This is a genomic window from Avibacterium sp. 20-126 (genome assembly GCF_044358625.1).
Classification (GTDB): domain Bacteria; phylum Pseudomonadota; class Gammaproteobacteria; order Enterobacterales; family Pasteurellaceae; genus Avibacterium.
In genome coordinates this window covers 826,921-844,844 of record NZ_CP091457.1, presented here as the reverse complement: position 1 = coordinate 844,844, position 17,924 = coordinate 826,921, and the positions used below count along the sequence as shown (strand labels likewise).

The following is a 17,924-nucleotide window of genomic DNA, read 5'->3' as shown; positions in this document are numbered from 1 at the left end:
GAATAATGAAAGAAATTATAAGGTGGGCATCGAAGTACTCAATACGTAAAGTTACGTATTTACCTCTTAAGGATTAGTAAAATTTGATATAACGCAAAAAAGAACCGTTAAATACGGAACCAATGAGGCAATCTAAATACCGATTCAGCAAAAACATCGGGCGCAATTACGGTACTTTTTCCTTGCTGAATTTGGAATAATAAATGAGGCTGGCTAATTGAAAGATCTTTTGTATTATCAGGATAAGTAAGCCCAGCTTGAACTTCACCACCAAAATAATAAGTACCGTTTACCCCAGTATACGCTAAGGATCGAATGCCATTAATGACTTCTCTAAAGGCTCTTGGGGAAGGGCTATGCCGCCAAACATTCGCGAGAATTTGAATTTGATCATAAGCCACGCTGGCTTGTGAATAACTCGGTTGGTGGTGAAATAATTGCTGATAGTGTTGGCGGAATTTTTGTCCCGCATAATTCATACTTAATCCCGTTGTACTTGCCCATAACACATCTTCACATTGCTTTTCTTGTGGTAAAAATACAGAGGGGGCATAAATACTATAAATAATTGCATTAATTGGATTCTGTATAAAACATTGATAAAAAGCGAGAATATCTTCAGCAAAATAAGAGGCAAACACAATTAAAGTGGGATCAATATGATGAACCTGTTTCATTAACACATTGAAAACATCAGATGATTTTTCTAATGCTAGCACTTCCACATACCAATGTGCGTTACGCAGTTGAATAATCAGATTTTCAATACCAATATCAATTTTTTGCCACGTTACTGTAACCACTAAAATCCTTTTATTTTTCACAACTTGCGGATAATGATATTGATAAGCCTGAATAAAACGCGCAACACCTGCGCCATAATTAATATCACTTGCACAGGCTTGAAAAATATTTTTAATTTGCCTATGTTGCGACTTTCCTAAATCACTATGAGTAGCAAGATGAATATACGGAATTCCCTTGCTTGCAATCCATTCGTGTAAATCAGGGGAATAGCAAGCATAGCTTGCCGAAATCGCATCCACTTCTTTATCAAACAATGTTTGGTAAGCTTGTTGGATACTTTTGGGATCATCAACACGAAATCCGACAGTTTCTAACCGCACTTGTCGCCCATGAATTCCCCCTTGTTGGTTGATCATTTCGACCGCTAACTGTGAACCGTTGCATAATTCCTGCGTATCCCATTGCCCAATACCTTGCTCCACATAAGGCACGCCAATGGTGATAGGACGAGAAATGGCGGAATGAATAAAGTGCGGTGTTTTTTTCGACAGTTTTTTACCCTTAGCGAGTTCTTCAATTTCATAGGTTGCTAAAAGAGATTGGGGCAAATCCCCCGGGGTTGGCAAACAACACAGATTTTCTGTGATAGCAAACACCGCTAAACTCGTCCGATTGTCAATCTGCGTTTTTTGAAAAAGATGTTCAACGTGTTTGGCAACAGTACGCTCACTAATAAAAAGCTGTTGAGAAATTTCCGCATTGCTTAGCCCACTACTGAGCAAGGTTAAAATTTCAAGTTCTCGTTTACTCAGCTCAAAAGGCAACGGCATTTGTTGCGCAGTAAGTAAGGTAAACCTTTGCTTATAACGTTGTAAACTGACATTAAGCCATTGCTGATCAGCTTGATAATAGAAATGCACGTTATCGCGTTTGGAAGCCAGCAACGCCTGTGCATAATCAATAAGTTGGGGGTAATTTTCAAGATATGCCTTTCCTTGGTGATTTTCCCATTCAATTAATTCTTTCTGTTCATTGACTAAACAAGACCATACTACTGTCATTTGCTTCCCTGTTATTGACGAATAAACGTGTCTATCATAAAGAAATTTCGCGCCATATTTAATGATATAAATCAACAGATTGCCGAACAAAGTAAAGTGCGGTAAAAAATATTATCATTTTTTAAATGAGCTAAACCTTAGTATAATGCCAGCTTAATTTTTTAAATGTACAACTAGGAATAAATGAAATGAAAGTAATGTCTTTTAATATCAATGGGCTACGTGCAAGACCACACCAATTAGAAGCCATCATAGCACAGTATCAACCTGATATTTTAGGCCTGCAGGAAATTAAAGTGGCGGATGAGGATTTCCCTTATGCCTTAGTCGAACACCTTGGTTATCACGTTTACCATCACGGACAAAAAGGACATTATGGTGTGGCTTTTTTATTAAAACAAGCACCGAAAGCCATTCACAAAGGCTTCCCTACTGATGAAGCAGATGCCCAAAAACGCATTATTATGGCGGAGATGGAAACAAAATTTGGCTTGCTCACCGTGATCAATGGCTATTTTCCACAAGGAGAAAGCCGTAATCACGAAACAAAATTCCCCGCGAAAGAAAAATTCTATGCGGATTTACAACGTTATTTAGAACAAGATCATAATAAAGAAAATCCAATTATTATTATGGGAGATATGAATATCAGCCCAAGTGATTTAGATATTGGTATTGGTGAAGAAAACCGCAAACGCTGGTTACGCACAGGAAAATGTTCATTCTTACCAGAAGAAAGAGAATGGTATAACCGTTTATATGCCTATGGCTTAACAGACACTTTCCGCCACCTAAACCCAACGACAAATGATAAATTCTCGTGGTTTGATTATCGTTCCAAAGGCTTTGATGATAACCGTGGCTTACGTATTGATCATATTTTAGCAAGTAATAATTTGATCGACAGCTGTACCGATACAGGCATCGCTTTAGATATTCGTGCAATGGAAAAACCGTCTGATCACGCACCGATTTGGGCAGTGTTTGAATAAAATAAAAAGTGCGGTAAAAATTTTAAAAATTTTTACCGCGCTTGCTATACAGAACTCTTAACAATTTAGTTTCCTATCCCAAATTAGCTTACAATTCAAAATTCCCGTAAAATACACCGCACTATTTTTTATAAAAAGGTGAATAAAATGTCTGTGGTACTCAACCAACTTATTGACTTGCTCAAATTGGAGCGATTTGATGATTTTCTCTTCCGTGGACAAAGCCAAGATTTAGGTTTCCGTCAAGTATTTGGTGGGCAGGTGGTAGCACAAGCACTTTCTGCGGCAATTCAAGTTGCACCAAAAGATCGTCTATTACATTCTTGCCACGCTTATTTCCTCGCGCCCGGGGATAGCCTCTACCCAATCATTTACGATGTGGAAGTACTACGCGAAGGGCATCATTTCACAGCAATGCGAGTGAAGGCCGTTCAGCATAATCAAGCGATTTGCCATATTACTGCCTCATTCCAAATGGAGGAAAATGGCTTTGATCATCAAACGACAATGCCAAATGTGAGTGAGCCAGATAGCTTTCTTGCTGAAAATGTGGCGTTGCAAAAACTGGCACAATATATTCCTGAGCCAATTCGTGAGAAATTTACTGCCGACCGGCCTTTTGATATTCGTAGCAAATACATCAATAATCCTTTTCAAGGCAAGGTGTTGCCACCCGAACAATATGTTTGGGTGAAAGCAAATGGTGAAGTCCCACAAGATCGCGCTATTCAGCAATGCTTATTGGCGTATTTCTCTGATTTTCATCCATTGCTCACTGCCCTTCACCCACATCAAAAAGGCTTTTTAGAAGCAGGAATGAAATTGGCAACCATTGATCATTCTATTTGGTTTCATCGTGCCGGTGATCTTAATGATTGGCTACTTTATGCCATTGAAAGCCCTAACGCCTTTGGCGCAAGAGGCTTATCTCGTGGGCAAATTTTCGATCGCCAAGGGCGTTTAATTGCCACCACTCAACAAGAAGGTTTAATTCGATTTAGCGAAAAATAAGGAAAAAAATGACCGCACTTTTAATCACACAACTTTGGGAACAGGTTACACAAGCCTTGCAAGAAAAAGATCCTGCGAAAAAATGTGAACAAGTAAACGCCTTATATAACGAACTGCTATCTCGCATTGAACAAGCGGAATTGGAGGATTTCCCCGTGGTAAAAAAAGATCAAGAAATGGCTACGTTTCCGGATAAACCCAAATTGGTTGCACCACACGCTGTGCCAAAACGTTCTTTTGCCACACAAGAAGGCTATGCAGCGACATTACACGCTATTGCACATATTGAATTTAATGCGATTAATTTAGGCTTAGATGCGGCGTGGCGATTTGCCCGTGAAGCGGAAAAAGAATTAGGCGAAGGGTTGGCTTTTACGCGTGATTGGTTACGCGTTGCTTATGAAGAAAGCACGCATTTTACTTTAGTAAACAATCACTTAAAAACCTTAGGTTATGAATATGGCGATTTTGAAGCACACGCTGGATTATGGGAAATGGCACAGGCTACCGCACACGATATTTGGGAACGAATGGCATTAGTACCGCGTGTTTTGGAAGCAAGAGGCTTAGACGCCACACCAGTGATGCAAGAAAAAATCGCACAACGCAAAGATTTTGATGCGGTGAAAATTCTTGACGTTATTTTGCGTGATGAAATTGGTCACGTTGCTATTGGTAACCATTGGTATCACGCCCTTTCTGCCAAACGAGGACTGGATGCAATGCAATGTTTCAGCGATTTATTGCGTAAATATCGTATTGTGATTTTTAAAGGTGCAATCAACACAGATGCCCGTATTCAAGCAGGTTTCACCCAATTTGAATTAGATTGGATTTATGAAATTGAGCAGACTTTAAAATCGCATATTAAGGTAATGAAATGATAAAATTTTCCCTTCTTAGAAAAAGAAGGGAAAATACTGACCTTATCCCCCCACTTTCGCCCGAATACGATCGGCAAACATTCCTATACTTACCGCAAAATAATTAGAGCGATTCCAGTCAAGCAAGGTGCGGAAATTGTTTGAAACTAAGAAAGCACGTCCATTTTCACCATCTGGTTGCACCAGCCATAAGGTTGTATGAGAAAGTGCGGTGAGATTTTGCGTACTTTCTAAATTGAAGGATTTGAGTTCAACGCCTTGAGCTTGCCAATCTTGTAATGAACGCGCTTTGTGCGTTTCAATGCCTGTTAAATTCGGGCTAATATACTGATTTAAGCGTACTTCCACGCCCCAAGGCAATTTGTCGTCCCAGCCCACCGTATGTAAATAACGGGCGATAGAAGCAAAGACATCATAATGGTTTTTCCAGATATCTTTTTCACCATCACCATTGCCATCTGCGGCATAGCTAAGGTAAGAACTTGGCATAAACTGCGTTTGTCCCATTGCGCCTGCCCACGAGCCTTTCATTTTGTGACGTTGAATATGATCACGTTCTAACATTTTCATTGCCGCAATAAATTCTTTACTGAATAATGGCTCACGGCGTCCATCAAAAGCAAGGGTTGCTAATACGGAAAGCACATCATAATAGCCTTGATAATAACCGAAACTACTTTCCATTCCCCACAGTGCCATTAAATATTCTTTTTGTACGCCAAATTTTTTACTCGCACTTTCTAATTGTGGTAACTGTTGCCAATAACGTTCTTCCGCAATGTTCACTTTATTTGTGGTCAGTACGCGGTTAAGATAATTCGTTACCCCATTAGGATTAACCACTTTTGGCGCACTAGGATCACGTTTTTTTACTTTCCCCGCTTGTTGTTTATCCAATGCCACTGCTTTAGGAATATATTGAATATTTTGTTGTGCATTTAGCACCACACTTGAAATTCCTTGCCCTGCGGCTTTGGCTTTTAAAAACTGTACATAATCATCAAAATTATTTAATGTACGAGGCTTATTATATTGCGCATTTTCCCCCACGGGTTTAATGGAATCATTACTTGAGCAGGCTGATAATAAAACGGCTGAAAATAATGAAGTCACTATTAACTTTTTGCTAAACATTGGCTTTCCTTACAAAATAAAACATTATTTACGTAAAAATTTATATACCAATTTCAATAATGAAACAGGTAATAAACGTGGTAAAACTCGTAATAAAAAAACGATAAATCCCGAAATAAGCGATTGCAATTGAACTTTCCGTTTTAATTTAAATAAATTCCATTCACATTTCGCTTGAGCTAAGCCTCGGCGACGAGACACCATTCCATTCCCTACACGCGCATAAACTAAAATATCAGGCAAGTTAGCGACATTTTGCGGATATTTCGCCACCAAATTAATCCATAAATAATAATCTTCCTGAATATCTTGGTAGCCTCCCTCAGCCAATACCGCTGCTTTTTGGTAGGCCACGGTCATATGGTTAAAGGGGCTACGCATTTTCGTGAAATCAACAATCTCTTTCGCCTCAGTGGGGACATTACGATAGCTTACAATGTCTTGAATATCCGTACCAAATTCAGCAATTTGCCCTCCAAAAATAATGGTTTCAGGATGTTGCTTAATAAAATTGATTTGTTTTTCAAAACGCTGGGGATCACAAATATCATCCGTATCCATACGCAACACCCATTCATTGGTACAATGCCGTAACCCCTCATTTAATGCTTTACCTAACCCTTGATTTACAGGTAATTTAACTAATTTTAACGGTAAAAAATTCACAAATTTTTGCACCGCACTTTCTAGCTCAGGCGTGACTGCGCCATCAAACACTAAAACAATTTCGTCTGCGGGCAAGGTTTGTGCGCGCAAACTTTCTAAGCATTCACGCAAGTATTGTGGGTTTTCCTTTATATATAAGGACATTAAAACTGAAAATTTCATTAGATAAACCTTTTCAAATGAATGGCTAATTTCGGTGAAATAAAAATAATGATTGCAATAATCAATGGTTTGATATTCTTGCTTAATTTAAACATTTTCCAATAATAAATACTCGCCTTGCGTGATAAATTCATAATATAAGGATAAGCAAGCATATAAAGTGAATTTATTGCAAAGCGTTGTTGCTGAATAGGCGTTTTCACATAATTTTTCTGAATAAATGCAATCGCTTGTTCCGTATTGATTAAATTCGTTGAAACGCTCGCACGTTGAGTATGAAATGTACATTCAGTTAAAGCGTGATCGACATAGCACGGTTTTAATTCGGGTGATGAAATCACTTTTAATACAAATTCATAATCTTCCAACGATTTTAATTGGGTTGAAAGCCCATCTAAAGCGAAAAAGAAAGATTTTTTAATCCCTATCATCGGCATTCCACCGATTTTATTGGCTAATAACATATTTTCTAAACTGAGATCTTTTTGCTGTGTCAAAGGATGCGTAACATAGCTAAACTTTTCATTAACCATTACGCATTTTGCAGGATGATAAATAAAATTCATCACTGGATTTTCTGCAATTTTTTTTCCTAAGATTTCACATTTATGCTTTTCAAAACGGTCATCATCATCTAAAAATAATAGCCAATCTTGCGTTGCATTTTTTGCCCCAATATTACGGCTTTCTGCTGCCCCTTGATTTTGCTCATTACGAATAACGGTTACCTTAAAAGGATAATCTTTCTTGATAATCACCTTTTCTTTAGAACAATCATCAACAATAATGACCTCAAAATTATGCACGGTTTGCTGAATTAAATGTTCTAATAAGGCTGGAATTTCCTCTTGCCGATTATAAGATGGCACGATAATACTAAACATTTTGTTTTCCTTCTTTTCTAAATAAGAAGAGATTTTTCCCTTGCTGTCCAAATAAAGATAAGAACATTAGTAGCACTAACATTATTCCCGGGAAAGCATAAGTATCCGCTTTAATATTTAATACGGAAAATATCAATAATGTAGATAAACTAAATAGCCAGCTCCCATTAAACCAATTTAATGCAACTTTACGCACAAAATAGGCGGTAAATAAAAAACAAATGGCTAAATACCCTATTCCACCATAAAGTAATTGGCGTAAAAAACCACTGTCTGTCAGACCATAATATTTTCCATTTGGCATAATATATTGTCCATCACCCCATAGAAATTGGTTTAATTCGGGAATAAATAAATGGCGCTTCATTAATGTATCTGTTGATGAACTAGTCAGCCCTTGATGATTTAGTAAATTAATTAACGGTTCTAATGCGTGAGCGACATAAGGATTTTCAGGGCAATAGAATGCCAACCCTAAACAGAGCAATCCAAATAAGAGTACAGCAGGAAGATATTTCCATTTAAAATAAATGGCAATGCTTACCATTGAAAGCAATAAAAATGTTCTTCCTGAAATAAGCCCAATACATAAAATTAAAAATAAATACACCGCACTTAATTTATTCTGCACTTTGTTGTAAGCCAGTAAGAAATGTAACAAAAATAGATAAAAAGCACTTAATTGGAAGAACGCCGATGAAGTCAGATTATATAAACGATATTCTTGTTCTGAACCATAAAAACGTGGCAGTAGGATATGGCTTGAAATCGCCAACTCTACCATAAACCCAATTCCTATTAATGCTGTAATGCCAACAATCCATTGAATAATAATACCAATTTTTAAATCCCGAATAAGCAAGCCTTTCCCCTGCTTATTAAAATAAAAAACATTATAAATTCCAATAGCAAAAATAAACAAAATAAGGGTTTTGCTGTATTGTAATAAAACAGAATAATCTTTCGTTTGGTGTAGCCACATTGGAATTGCACTTAACGCAATTAACGTAATAATTGCGATTAAACTATCTAAAGGAATAAAAATGCCTTGTGAACGTTGCTTTTTTAACACCTGATAAGCCAAGTAAAAAAGCGTAATGCTGCCAACAAAAAATGCCATTCGGAAAAAATGAAATAGCCAAGGATCATAAAGATAAAATAAATTAGCTAGCGCAGACATTATTTTCCACCTATTAGATTACGCTTAATGGCAAGTAATTTTTTCAATGGATATTTCATTAATTTTTGCCAAAAATAATGTTTGGCACTGCCACGCACCGCTTCTAAATTACTCATTAATGTTGGATTTTCAATGGCTAATAAAGGGCGAATAACTTGTGTATCTAAAAAAAATTTATTTTCAAATAAAATATAATCATCGGCTAACCAATAGGGTTTTTCTTCTGCTAAGAAAGGTTTTACTGCAGATTTTTTAATTAAATAAGCGACCGTACCGGCAAAATAATTACGGTAAGGATATGAATAAGAAAACCCAGTACCAGAAATACGATGACGTAAAAAGGAAAAGGTGGTTGGATAATTAATTTCTAATTCTGAATGATTGAAATGATCAATTTTTGATTGTCCAATAAGTATAATATCTGCCTGAATATTTTCTTTAAGCAATGCCGTTAAATGACATTGAAAATCTTGATTAAACAACGCATCATCTTCACAAATTAAACAATATTCATCTTCTTGAATGCTTGTATCCTTGGCAATTAAAGCATATACCGCCAAGTGGCTTAATGTACAACCAATTTCCCCTTTGGTTACGTTTCTTCCATAGCGTTGTAAAAATTTTTCTTGATCATAAAGTGCGGTGAGATTTTCTGGCGTTTCTTGCATCGTATTAATGGCACTAAACACCGTAAAATCTTGTGTATCAGGCTGAGAAAAAAACAGTTCTCGGCGTTGATGATCTTTATCTAAAGAAATAAGAAATTTTTTCATTTTATCCAACTTAATTAATTACTTTTATTGGGAACTTATAATAGTAAATCAGTGAAATCATCAATCTCACTAAACTCGCGCCAATTAACGCGTAAGCCACTCCATATACCCCTTGCTCTTTGAAAATAAAAAATAAGCCAATTAACACAAGGATAGAAATAATTTGGCGGGTAAATAATAAGACTTGCTTACCTAAAATTAGCATATTTTGTGATAACAGCCAAGAAAGCCCCGCTAATAATGAATTAATAATAAACCATAATAACACAGGCGCAACTTCAACATAGGCATTACCAAAAAATAAATGAATAATTGGCTCTGCTAAAAATGGCACAATAATCACTGCACTAATTCCCATTAATATGATAAGCCCTAACACGGCACGAATACGATTTAGGTTATTAAGTAAACCTGAATAATAATAATCCACCATCATATTGATAATACGAGTTAGCAAAGCATCAAAAGCAATGCAAACAGTATATAAACCTAGGGTATAATTGCCCATTAACGCGACAATTAGAAATCGATCTAAATTCACTGTTGTCGCACCAAAAACTTGTAGTAAATTTTGTTTTAACCAATTTTTAAAGAAATTAGTTGGAATAATCTTTTGTATTTCCGTTTTTTGCTTAACTTGCTTTTCTATTTTATTTAGGGCATAAAGTGCAAATAAAGCCTGTATTGATGTTAAAATTGTTAAGAGTTGAACCACTTTTTCTAAATGTTGCTGACCAAAAAGAAAATAATACCCGCCATATAGGCCTACGGCTAAAATAGGCTGTTGCAAAGAAAGTAAGCGATAAAGAGATAAATTAGCATCAATTTTACTTTTTTCTAGGGTAATCGTAAAAATAGCGGTAAAAACAACATTTAAAATAAATAAATAATGAAATGATGTAATATTAAAAAATAAAAGCGCAAGGCTGGATACAAATAGTGAAAATAATAAAAAAGCCGCAAAATAATAACGCCAATGATGATATTGGTTATTACGCATACAAAGTGCAAGAGAAAACCCTACTCCCCCCGTAGAAATTGTAACCACATAGGTAACAGAAGTAATAAAAAGCTGCAATGCACCACGTTCTTCCACTGCAAGCAAACGAGCCAGTAAAAAGGAACTCACCATTGTGAGTCCCGTGGTTAAGAAGGTGGTAATCAGCAGTTTTGTAAAGGATTTATTCTTCATAAACTTTCACAAAATCAATATCTTGCGTCCATTGATGATAATAGCCTAAATTTTTACCATAAGAATTATCACAAACTTCATTAGGGAGTTCTAACAAACAAGAAAAAATATGCCCGTGTAATCGGCTTGTTACCACTAAATCATAGCCTTGAAAAATCTCCTTGCAACGTTCAATTACCGCCAAGCTATGGCGATACCATAAATTATTAACAACATTTTTTAACCAAGGTTGATGATATTTATTGGCTATTTTCGCCAATCCGCTATAAATACGTTCATAATACTTATCTTGAGTGGTAAGAATATCTTCCCAATCTTTTATTTCCGCACTTGTAGGCAATGCGGCTTGGATATTTTTTTCCAAATGGCTTGCTTCAATATCTTTACGCAAAAAATATAAGGTTTTTTCTGCCGATTTTTGCACCGCACGTTGCTTTTGCAACAATGTTGAACCATAAAGTTGATGTGCCATATCAGGCGATAAAAACACCTTATCAGAAAACTGTACTTTCATTAATTGATAAGTGGCTTGATCACGTGCAAATAAATAACAATCTTTATGCGCAGAAAAAATGGCTGCTGATTTTTCTTTTGCTTGCGGGTGAGAAAAATAGGCGGTTTGTGGCATAACAATAATGCGATTATTCGGAAAGGCTTGCACCAACGCCTCACGCATTGCCTGAATTGCGGGGTAAAGATCACCAAAATTACCACCGCCGTGGCACACTAAGGTCGTCGTCGGCTTGACATATTTTTTTACTTCATCAAGATCGAAGCTTTGTAAACAACGTCTTAATCGAATATGAATTTGATAATCCTGAAAAAACGCCTCTGTTCCCGCATAAATGAGCAAATCCCCCACATTTAGATGCAGCGGATAATCAAAATACAACACATCATTTTTATCCACGATCACATCAAGGATTTGCTTTAAATCTTGTTTCAGAGAAACTAAAATCTCGTTCATTGTTTAACCATCTTTCCTATAAAGCTGCTTATCAGCGTAAAGTGGCTATTTTAAAACAGAATCCGCCAGAGTTCCAAAAGGATTGAGTATCTTTACAAAAGATTACAAGCCCTTTATGCTAAACAGCAAATTGTTCAACTCAACATTATTTATGTATTTACTCACCAAACTTATTACAGCCCTCATTCTTCCGCCATTTAATGTTTTGATTTTATGGATTTTTTCTTTACTTTTTGCGAGAAAACAATACAAAAAACTGAGCCTTATTTGCGCTGTTTTAGGCATTACAATTTTGTATGTGTTCAGTATTCCTTATACCGCACAAAAATTGCAAGATAGCCTAGTTAAAGCCCCCCCTCTCAGCCTTGCCGATTACAAAACAGCACAAGCAATCGTCGTGCTAGGTGGCGGTTTACGAGATAGTAACGAATTATTTGGTCCGCTTGCTGTGCCTGCCATTCCTCTTGAACGCTTACGTTATGCTGCTTATTTACATCAACAAACGCAATTGCCTATTTTGATTACTGGTGCAAGTCCAAATGGTAATTCGGAGGCTAAAATTATGGCAAAAGAGCTACAAGATTTTTTCCATACCCCAACGCAATGGCTGGAAGAAAAAGCACAAACAACCATTCAAAACGCACAATTTACGCGGACTTTATTAGAAAAAGCGCATATTCAACGTATTATTTTGGTAACAAATCAATGGCATATGCAACGTGCAAAATTCTTATTTGAAAAACAAGGATTTCGTGTTCTTCCTGCAAGCGTAGGCAATGGCATTACTCCTGAAAGTTATGGCTTAACCCTGATGCACTTTATTCCCCAAGCCAGCGCAATGCCTGCGAATATGCAAGCCCTAAAAGAGTGGCTCGGTTATTGGAAAGCAAAATTTTAAACGCGATCACGCCCAAAAAAAGTGCGGTGATTTTTCACCGCACTTTTTGTATGCTCAAGTCGCCATCACGCCATAAGATTGCCAATGTATTTTGATAAGGTCATTACACTTAATACAGCCATCAAAATCACCACTAATGCGCCTGCTGCCGTCATCCAAACAGGGTGTTTGTAGTCTCCGACAATTTTACTACGATGTGCTGCGAGTAAAATTAATCCGAGTGAGATTGGTAGAATTAAACCATTTAACGTTCCAACAAAAACAAGCACTTGTGCTGGTTTCCCGATAGTTGCAAGCACGGCGGTAGAAATGACGATAAAGACAATAATCCAGCAATTTCTATGCTTAGCAATAAATGGAGAGAAAGTGGTTAAGAAAGAAACGGAGGTGTAAGCCGCCCCAATGACAGAAGTAATCGACGCTGCCCAAATCACGATACCAAAAATAATTAAACCCAGATTACCTGCCACGTGAGAAAAAGGCGTTGCGGCGGGGTTAGCTGGATCAAGTTTTACACCTTGCGAGACCACGCCTAACACAGCAAGGAATAACACCACGCGCATAATTGATGCGATCAAAATGGCAGAAACAGAACTTTTACTGACTTCTTTTAAGGCGTCTTTCCCCGTTATCCCTGCATCAAGTAAACGATGCGCGCCAGCAAAAGTGATATATCCACCAACCGTTCCCCCAACTAAGGTGACAATTGCAATCACATCAAGTTTTTCTGGCATAAAGGTATGAACCGCAGCCTCAGCAATCGGTGGTTGGGCATTAAGCGCAACATAGATTGTCAGAGCGATCATCACAAAGCCCATCACTTGCGCAAAACGATCCATTATTTTTCCTGCTTCTTTAAAAAGAAAAATACCAACCGCAATTGCTCCACTGATAATCGCGCCACTTTCCGCAGGCAAGCCAGTCAGGATATTTAACCCCAAGCCAGCGCCACCGACATTACCAATATTAAATGCTAAGCCACCCATTACAATTAATACTGCTAAGAAATAGCCTGCACCCGGTAAGACCGCATTAGCAATGTCTTGTGCTTTCTTCTCCGAGACGGCAACGATACGCCAAATATTTAATTGCGCCCCAATATCAAGCAGAATAGAGAGTAAAATCACAAATCCGAAGCTCGCGAATAAAGTTTGGGTGAAAGTTGCGGTTTGAGTTAAAAAGCCGGGTCCAATCGCAGAAGTTGCCATCAGAAAAGCGGCACCTAATAATGCACTGCGGTTTTTTATCATAAAATACTCCTGTATATTGTTGTTATTCGTTTGTTTTAGGTTTAATTTGATTTCAGTTGAATGTTGTGTTTTGTTAAAGCCTGACGAATTTTTTCGGCAAAAGAAATGGCGTGTTCACCGTCTCCGTGCAAACAAATACTATCCGCTTTGATTGGCACGGCTACTCCTTCAACACTAGGCACGGTACCTTGTAGCACCATTTGTAGCACTTGGCTAATCGCCTCATCATCACTTTCTACCATTGCATCTGGGCGAGTACGAGGTACTAATGAACCATCAGCAAGATAATGACGATCGGCAAACACTTCTGAAATAATGCCTAAGCCTTGTTGCGCTGCTACATTCAACATTAAACTTCCCGATAAACCCATTAATTTAAGTTTAGGATCAAAAGCTTTTAAGGTTTGCGCAATCAACGTCGCCAGTGCTTCGTCTTTGGCTGCTTGGTTATACAAGGCACCGTGCGGTTTAACATAAGCCAGTGGCACATCTTCCGCTTCGCAAAGCGCTTTAATTGCGCCAAGTTGATACAGCAAACAGGCTTTCAATACTTCATCAGGCAGCTGCATATTCGTGCGACCGAAATTGTCTCGATCAGGAAAACTTGGATGTGCGCCGACTTGTACTTGATTTTCTTTCGCCCAACGAATCGCTTTTCGCATTTCGTTAAAATCCCCTGCGTGTAAACCGCAAGCGACATTGGCTGATGTTACAAGCTGTAATAAGCGTTGATCATTACCACAGCCCTCTGCTAAATCCACATTTAAATCAACGTGTTTCATTTACTTTTCTCCTTATTTGGGCTAAATAATCTTGATTTTGTTGATAACGTTCCCGTGCCTCTTGATGAGAAATGACGGAAAAATGCACCGCACTTTCTAATGGTGTTTGCGCTAAACGCCCCAAATCTGCCTCGATTACACAAGCAATTTTAGGATAACCGCCCGTAGTTTGGGTGTCCGCCATTAAAATAATCGGCATTCCATCTGGTGGCACTTGCACTGTTCCCATTGGTGCGGCGTAAGAAAGCATTTCCAACGGTTGGGTGAGATTGAGTTTTTGCTCACCACGAAATCGGTACCCCATTCGACTGCTATTTTTTTCTAATCGCCAAGGTTGATGTTGCAAATCTTGCTGACTTTGAGCCGTGAACGCCGTAAATTCTGATGAAGCAACAAGATGAATGCTATTTGTGAAATCAATCGGTTCAATACTGATGGAAGAAAGGAAAGTATCACGTTTTGCTGTTGCTAAGTGATCTCCCGCACGCAGTAAGCGCCCTTGATAGCCACCAAATCCTGCTTTGAGATCCGTGCTGTAAGCGCCTAGCACTTTTGGCACATTAAAACCACCAGCGACACAAAGATAAAGATAGTTCCCCATTGTGAGCCGTTTGACCGTTAAACGCTGACGTGTTTTTGCTGTGTATCGCCAATAAGAATAAATCGGCTGGTCATCAAGAAAGGCTTCGCACAACGCTCCCGTTAAACAAAAAGGCGTATCGCAATCAAAAGTAAGACTAAAACCACCTAAGGTTACTTCAATGGCGGCACTATTAGGCTCATTTTTCAGTAAAAGATTACCCGCCTGCAATGCCAATGCGTCCATTGCACCTGCGTGTCCAATGCCAAAATTACGAAAACCAAAACGCCCTAGATCTTGAATATGGGCAAATCCATACATCGTTTCAATGTAAATCATAGCGTTATACTCTCCACTACAAATTTTACGTTATCCCCGGCCATTAATAACACGGGCGGATCTTGCCGAATATCAAATAATGGCATTTCTGTTCGCCCAAGTAATTGCCATCCTCCCGGTGAAGTAAAGGGATAAACCCCTGTTTGGCTACCACCAATACCTACTGAACCAGCGGGAACTTTGGTTCTAGGTTGATCGCGTCTTGGCGTATGAAGATTTTCAGGCAAGCCACCTAAATAGGGAAATCCCGGTTGAAAGCCCATCATAAAAACCGTATAAGTGGGTGCTGTGTGGCGTTGAATAATGTCTTCTGGTGTGGTGTGATGAAATTTTGCAACATCAAATAAATCTTCGCCAAATTCCCCACCATAATGCACAGGAATTTCAATTAATCGACTTTCTCGGACTTGAATTTGCTGCTCGCTTTGTTGCCAATAGTGCAAAACTTGTTGCTCAAGTGCGGTTGGATTTATGTCAAAATGATAAAACAAGGTGAAGTTATTCATTCCCACCACCACTTCTTGTATATCTGGATGCTGACGCATTTGCTCCGCAACAAGCCAAATACGTTGTTGTTTTTTTAGCTCCGCAGGTGGCGGTAAAGAACAAAGAAGAGAACGTTCGCTGGTTAAAGAAAAAGTTAGCATAAAACACCCCTAACTTGTTAATAAGATGTTATTTTTCTAACGTTCTTTCAACATACTGTCAAGGGAAAAATGCAGAATTTTACTTAAGATAGAATTTATTCAAATTTGATAAGTTATTTTTATTGAAAAATAAAAAGCCACTTCATTTCCCAAGTGGCTTTTATCATTAAATTAACGCATATTCATCATTAGTAAGAAGAATGCCATAACAACTTCTTTCTCTGAGAGCTCTTGATGATTAAAAATGAGTTTTTGTTTTTCTTTATCCAAAAAGAGGTTAAACGTGGCGTTATTCTCTTTTATCACTAGCAGATTATGCTGTTCGGCATCAGAAAAATAATGCTGGATAGTATTTTCAATTTCTTGCTCTGGTTCAATATGACCATACACCTCAGATAAGTTTGTAGCCAATTGAACGACACCTTTTTTCTCTAACTTGGCATTAATTTGAAACTTATTAAATGCCTTGAAAAGTTTACTGCTTTCAATTAATGACGGCGCATCTTTATTCAAAGCCATTTCTAGATTTCCGTCTAATGCTTTACCTTTATCATTAAAAAGTTCAAGTTTTGTAATATTCAACACAGGCTGATTTGCCAAAATTTCTGTTTGAACTTGCTCAAAAAGTTGAGTATTAGCACGATTATCTTCATTCAGCTCATTTAACCGATTCAATGCGTCAGCAGAAATATGGTTGATTTCCCCCGCCAGTTTCAATCCTGTAATTGGTTTATTATTTATGGAAATATTTTTAACATCATAATCAAAGTCCATATCTAAGAAATTCTCTTTAACTTTAACATTCCCTTCAGCGTTAATGTTATCAAAAGTGATTTCTTCTTTTTCTGAGGCTTTATTTACAGCAATTTTTTTAATAGTAACTTTGGATTTTCCTTGATAAATATTTTTCCATTGTGTTGGTAAAAAGTCGCCTTCAGTCTCTACATTTTCCGCAATAATGCGTACTCCTTTAGGATCAAGAAAAGAAAACTTACTTGCATTGATTTCAGATTTTCCATATCCTTCCTGATTTAAATTAAATTTACCTGTTATATTCCAACTAATCTCGCCATTCTCTTCCAGCTTATAAACAACATCAGAGTCAATTTTTCCTTTTAATGCTTGGCCATAACTCATTCTTACAACTGTTCTCAATGGATTTTTTCCATTATCTGCAAAATAAGCCTGTGTCTCTGGCGTTTTTTCTACTTCTGTATCCGCAGAAAATAATGCAAAAGAAAAATCATTTAAGGTGATAGGGCCGTGATAAATTTTTCCCACAAAAGGAATGACTTCATTGAAGGTTTCGTCTTTTATTTCTAGCTGATAATGAACATTTGAACTAAAAAAGCCACGATCTAAAACGGCATCTTTAATTTGCACAGAATAGCCTGTGTCAGCAAAAGATTGCTGTAAACGTTGATTACTAAATTGAATATAGTCGATATATTTTTGTTCGGTGATTTTTCCTGTGTACCACGCACCACCGCACCAAGCACCACCAAGAATAGCAAGCAATCCTACGGATAAAACTGATTTTTTCATTACTTTTCCTTTTAAATAAAATTTGCAGAAAAATAACACAATTAGCCATAAATCGCAAAAATCGTATAAAAATAAAGTGCGGTGCTTTTTAAGAGAATTTTATATCCTTGAATTTAAAATCTAACTGCAGCAAATAAAAAAATGTTCATAAGGAAATCAACTTTAGCACAAGACAAAATCACTGATGAGAACTTATGAACACCTACAAACATCTTACCCTTTGTGAACGC

Annotated in this window: 17 protein-coding genes; 4 read left to right on the top strand and 13 right to left on the bottom strand. The window is 37.5% G+C overall.

Features of this window, described 5'->3' with window-relative positions:
* Positions 1-107: 107 nt before the first annotated feature.
* Positions 108-1,808, bottom strand: coding sequence for a LuxR C-terminal-related transcriptional regulator (locus tag L4F91_RS03950; protein ID WP_250363183.1), 1,701 nt, complete (start codon positions 1,806-1,808; stop codon positions 108-110).
* A 188-nt stretch (positions 1,809-1,996) separates the two neighbouring features.
* Between L4F91_RS03950 and xthA the strand changes: the two genes are divergently transcribed.
* The 3 genes from xthA to L4F91_RS03935 all read left to right on the top strand — a co-directional run bounded on the left by xthA (position 1,997) and on the right by L4F91_RS03935 (position 4,695).
* Complete coding sequence (gene xthA / locus L4F91_RS03945) at positions 1,997-2,800, top strand: exodeoxyribonuclease III (protein WP_250350514.1); 804 nt, start codon at positions 1,997-1,999, stop codon at positions 2,798-2,800.
* Positions 2,801-2,947: 147 nt separating this feature from the next.
* Positions 2,948-3,811 carry an acyl-CoA thioesterase II gene (gene tesB / locus L4F91_RS03940; RefSeq protein ID WP_395897408.1) on the top strand — a complete coding sequence of 288 codons (864 nt, stop codon included), beginning with the start codon at positions 2,948-2,950 and terminating at the stop codon, positions 3,809-3,811.
* Positions 3,812-3,819: 8 nt separating this feature from the next.
* Positions 3,820-4,695 carry a ferritin-like domain-containing protein gene (locus L4F91_RS03935; protein WP_395897406.1) on the top strand — a complete coding sequence of 292 codons (876 nt, stop codon included), beginning with the start codon at positions 3,820-3,822 and terminating at the stop codon, positions 4,693-4,695.
* A gap of 42 nt (positions 4,696-4,737) precedes the next feature.
* On the opposite strand, the gene L4F91_RS03930 is transcribed toward L4F91_RS03935, so the two are convergent.
* The 7 genes from L4F91_RS03930 to L4F91_RS03900 are packed head-to-tail and all read right to left on the bottom strand — an operon-like array spanning position 4,738 to position 11,653.
* Positions 4,738-5,829 (bottom strand): lytic transglycosylase domain-containing protein, encoded by a 1,092-nt coding sequence (locus L4F91_RS03930; protein ID WP_395897404.1) that lies wholly within the window; start codon positions 5,827-5,829, stop codon positions 4,738-4,740.
* 24 nt (positions 5,830-5,853) lie between these two features.
* Entirely contained in the window at positions 5,854-6,657 is an 804-nt protein-coding gene (locus L4F91_RS03925; RefSeq protein WP_395897402.1) for a glycosyltransferase, read from the bottom strand.
* A complete protein-coding gene (locus tag L4F91_RS03920) occupies positions 6,657-7,541 on the bottom strand; it encodes a glycosyltransferase family 2 protein (protein WP_250363194.1) in 885 nt (294 codons plus the stop codon). The genes L4F91_RS03925 and L4F91_RS03920 overlap by 1 nt, the downstream gene beginning before the upstream one ends.
* Positions 7,534-8,721: a hypothetical protein gene (locus tag L4F91_RS03915; RefSeq protein WP_250363195.1), complete on the bottom strand. Its 1,188-nt coding sequence runs from the start codon at positions 8,719-8,721 to the stop codon at positions 7,534-7,536. Before L4F91_RS03915 ends, L4F91_RS03920 begins: the two co-directional genes overlap by 8 nt.
* The gene (locus L4F91_RS03910) at positions 8,721-9,494 is read right to left on the bottom strand and encodes a glycosyltransferase family 25 protein (RefSeq protein ID WP_250363196.1); all 774 of its coding nucleotides are present in this window, start codon (positions 9,492-9,494) and stop codon (positions 8,721-8,723) included. Before L4F91_RS03910 ends, L4F91_RS03915 begins: the two co-directional genes overlap by 1 nt.
* Before the next feature lie 10 nt (positions 9,495-9,504).
* Complete coding sequence (locus tag L4F91_RS03905; protein WP_265763022.1) at positions 9,505-10,686, bottom strand: lipopolysaccharide biosynthesis protein; 1,182 nt, start codon at positions 10,684-10,686, stop codon at positions 9,505-9,507.
* A complete protein-coding gene (locus L4F91_RS03900) occupies positions 10,676-11,653 on the bottom strand; it encodes a polysaccharide pyruvyl transferase family protein (RefSeq protein WP_395897398.1) in 978 nt (325 codons plus the stop codon). Before L4F91_RS03900 ends, L4F91_RS03905 begins: the two co-directional genes overlap by 11 nt.
* A 151-nt stretch (positions 11,654-11,804) precedes the next feature.
* Here L4F91_RS03900 and L4F91_RS03895 point away from each other — a divergent pair, with 151 nt between their 5' ends.
* On the top strand, positions 11,805-12,551 hold the full coding sequence (locus L4F91_RS03895) for a YdcF family protein (RefSeq protein WP_265763033.1): 747 nt from the start codon (positions 11,805-11,807) through the stop codon (positions 12,549-12,551).
* 65 nt (positions 12,552-12,616) lie between these two features.
* Here L4F91_RS03895 and L4F91_RS03890 read toward each other — a convergent pair whose 3' ends face one another.
* The 5 genes from L4F91_RS03890 to L4F91_RS03870 form a co-directional block, all read right to left on the bottom strand.
* Positions 12,617-13,801: an NRAMP family divalent metal transporter gene (locus L4F91_RS03890; protein ID WP_395897397.1), complete on the bottom strand. Its 1,185-nt coding sequence runs from the start codon at positions 13,799-13,801 to the stop codon at positions 12,617-12,619.
* Between the two features lie 41 nt (positions 13,802-13,842).
* On the bottom strand, positions 13,843-14,583 hold the full coding sequence (gene pxpA / locus L4F91_RS03885) for a 5-oxoprolinase subunit PxpA (protein ID WP_395897395.1): 741 nt from the start codon (positions 14,581-14,583) through the stop codon (positions 13,843-13,845).
* The gene (locus tag L4F91_RS03880; protein WP_395897393.1) at positions 14,570-15,502 is read right to left on the bottom strand and encodes a biotin-dependent carboxyltransferase family protein; all 933 of its coding nucleotides are present in this window, start codon (positions 15,500-15,502) and stop codon (positions 14,570-14,572) included. Before L4F91_RS03880 ends, pxpA begins: the two co-directional genes overlap by 14 nt.
* Positions 15,499-16,149 carry a 5-oxoprolinase subunit PxpB gene (pxpB, locus tag L4F91_RS03875; protein ID WP_250350528.1) on the bottom strand — a complete coding sequence of 217 codons (651 nt, stop codon included), beginning with the start codon at positions 16,147-16,149 and terminating at the stop codon, positions 15,499-15,501. Before pxpB ends, L4F91_RS03880 begins: the two co-directional genes overlap by 4 nt.
* 171 nt (positions 16,150-16,320) lie before the next feature.
* Positions 16,321-17,694 (bottom strand): YdgA family protein, encoded by a 1,374-nt coding sequence (locus L4F91_RS03870; RefSeq protein WP_265763016.1) that lies wholly within the window; start codon positions 17,692-17,694, stop codon positions 16,321-16,323.
* Positions 17,695-17,924 lie beyond the last annotated feature (230 nt).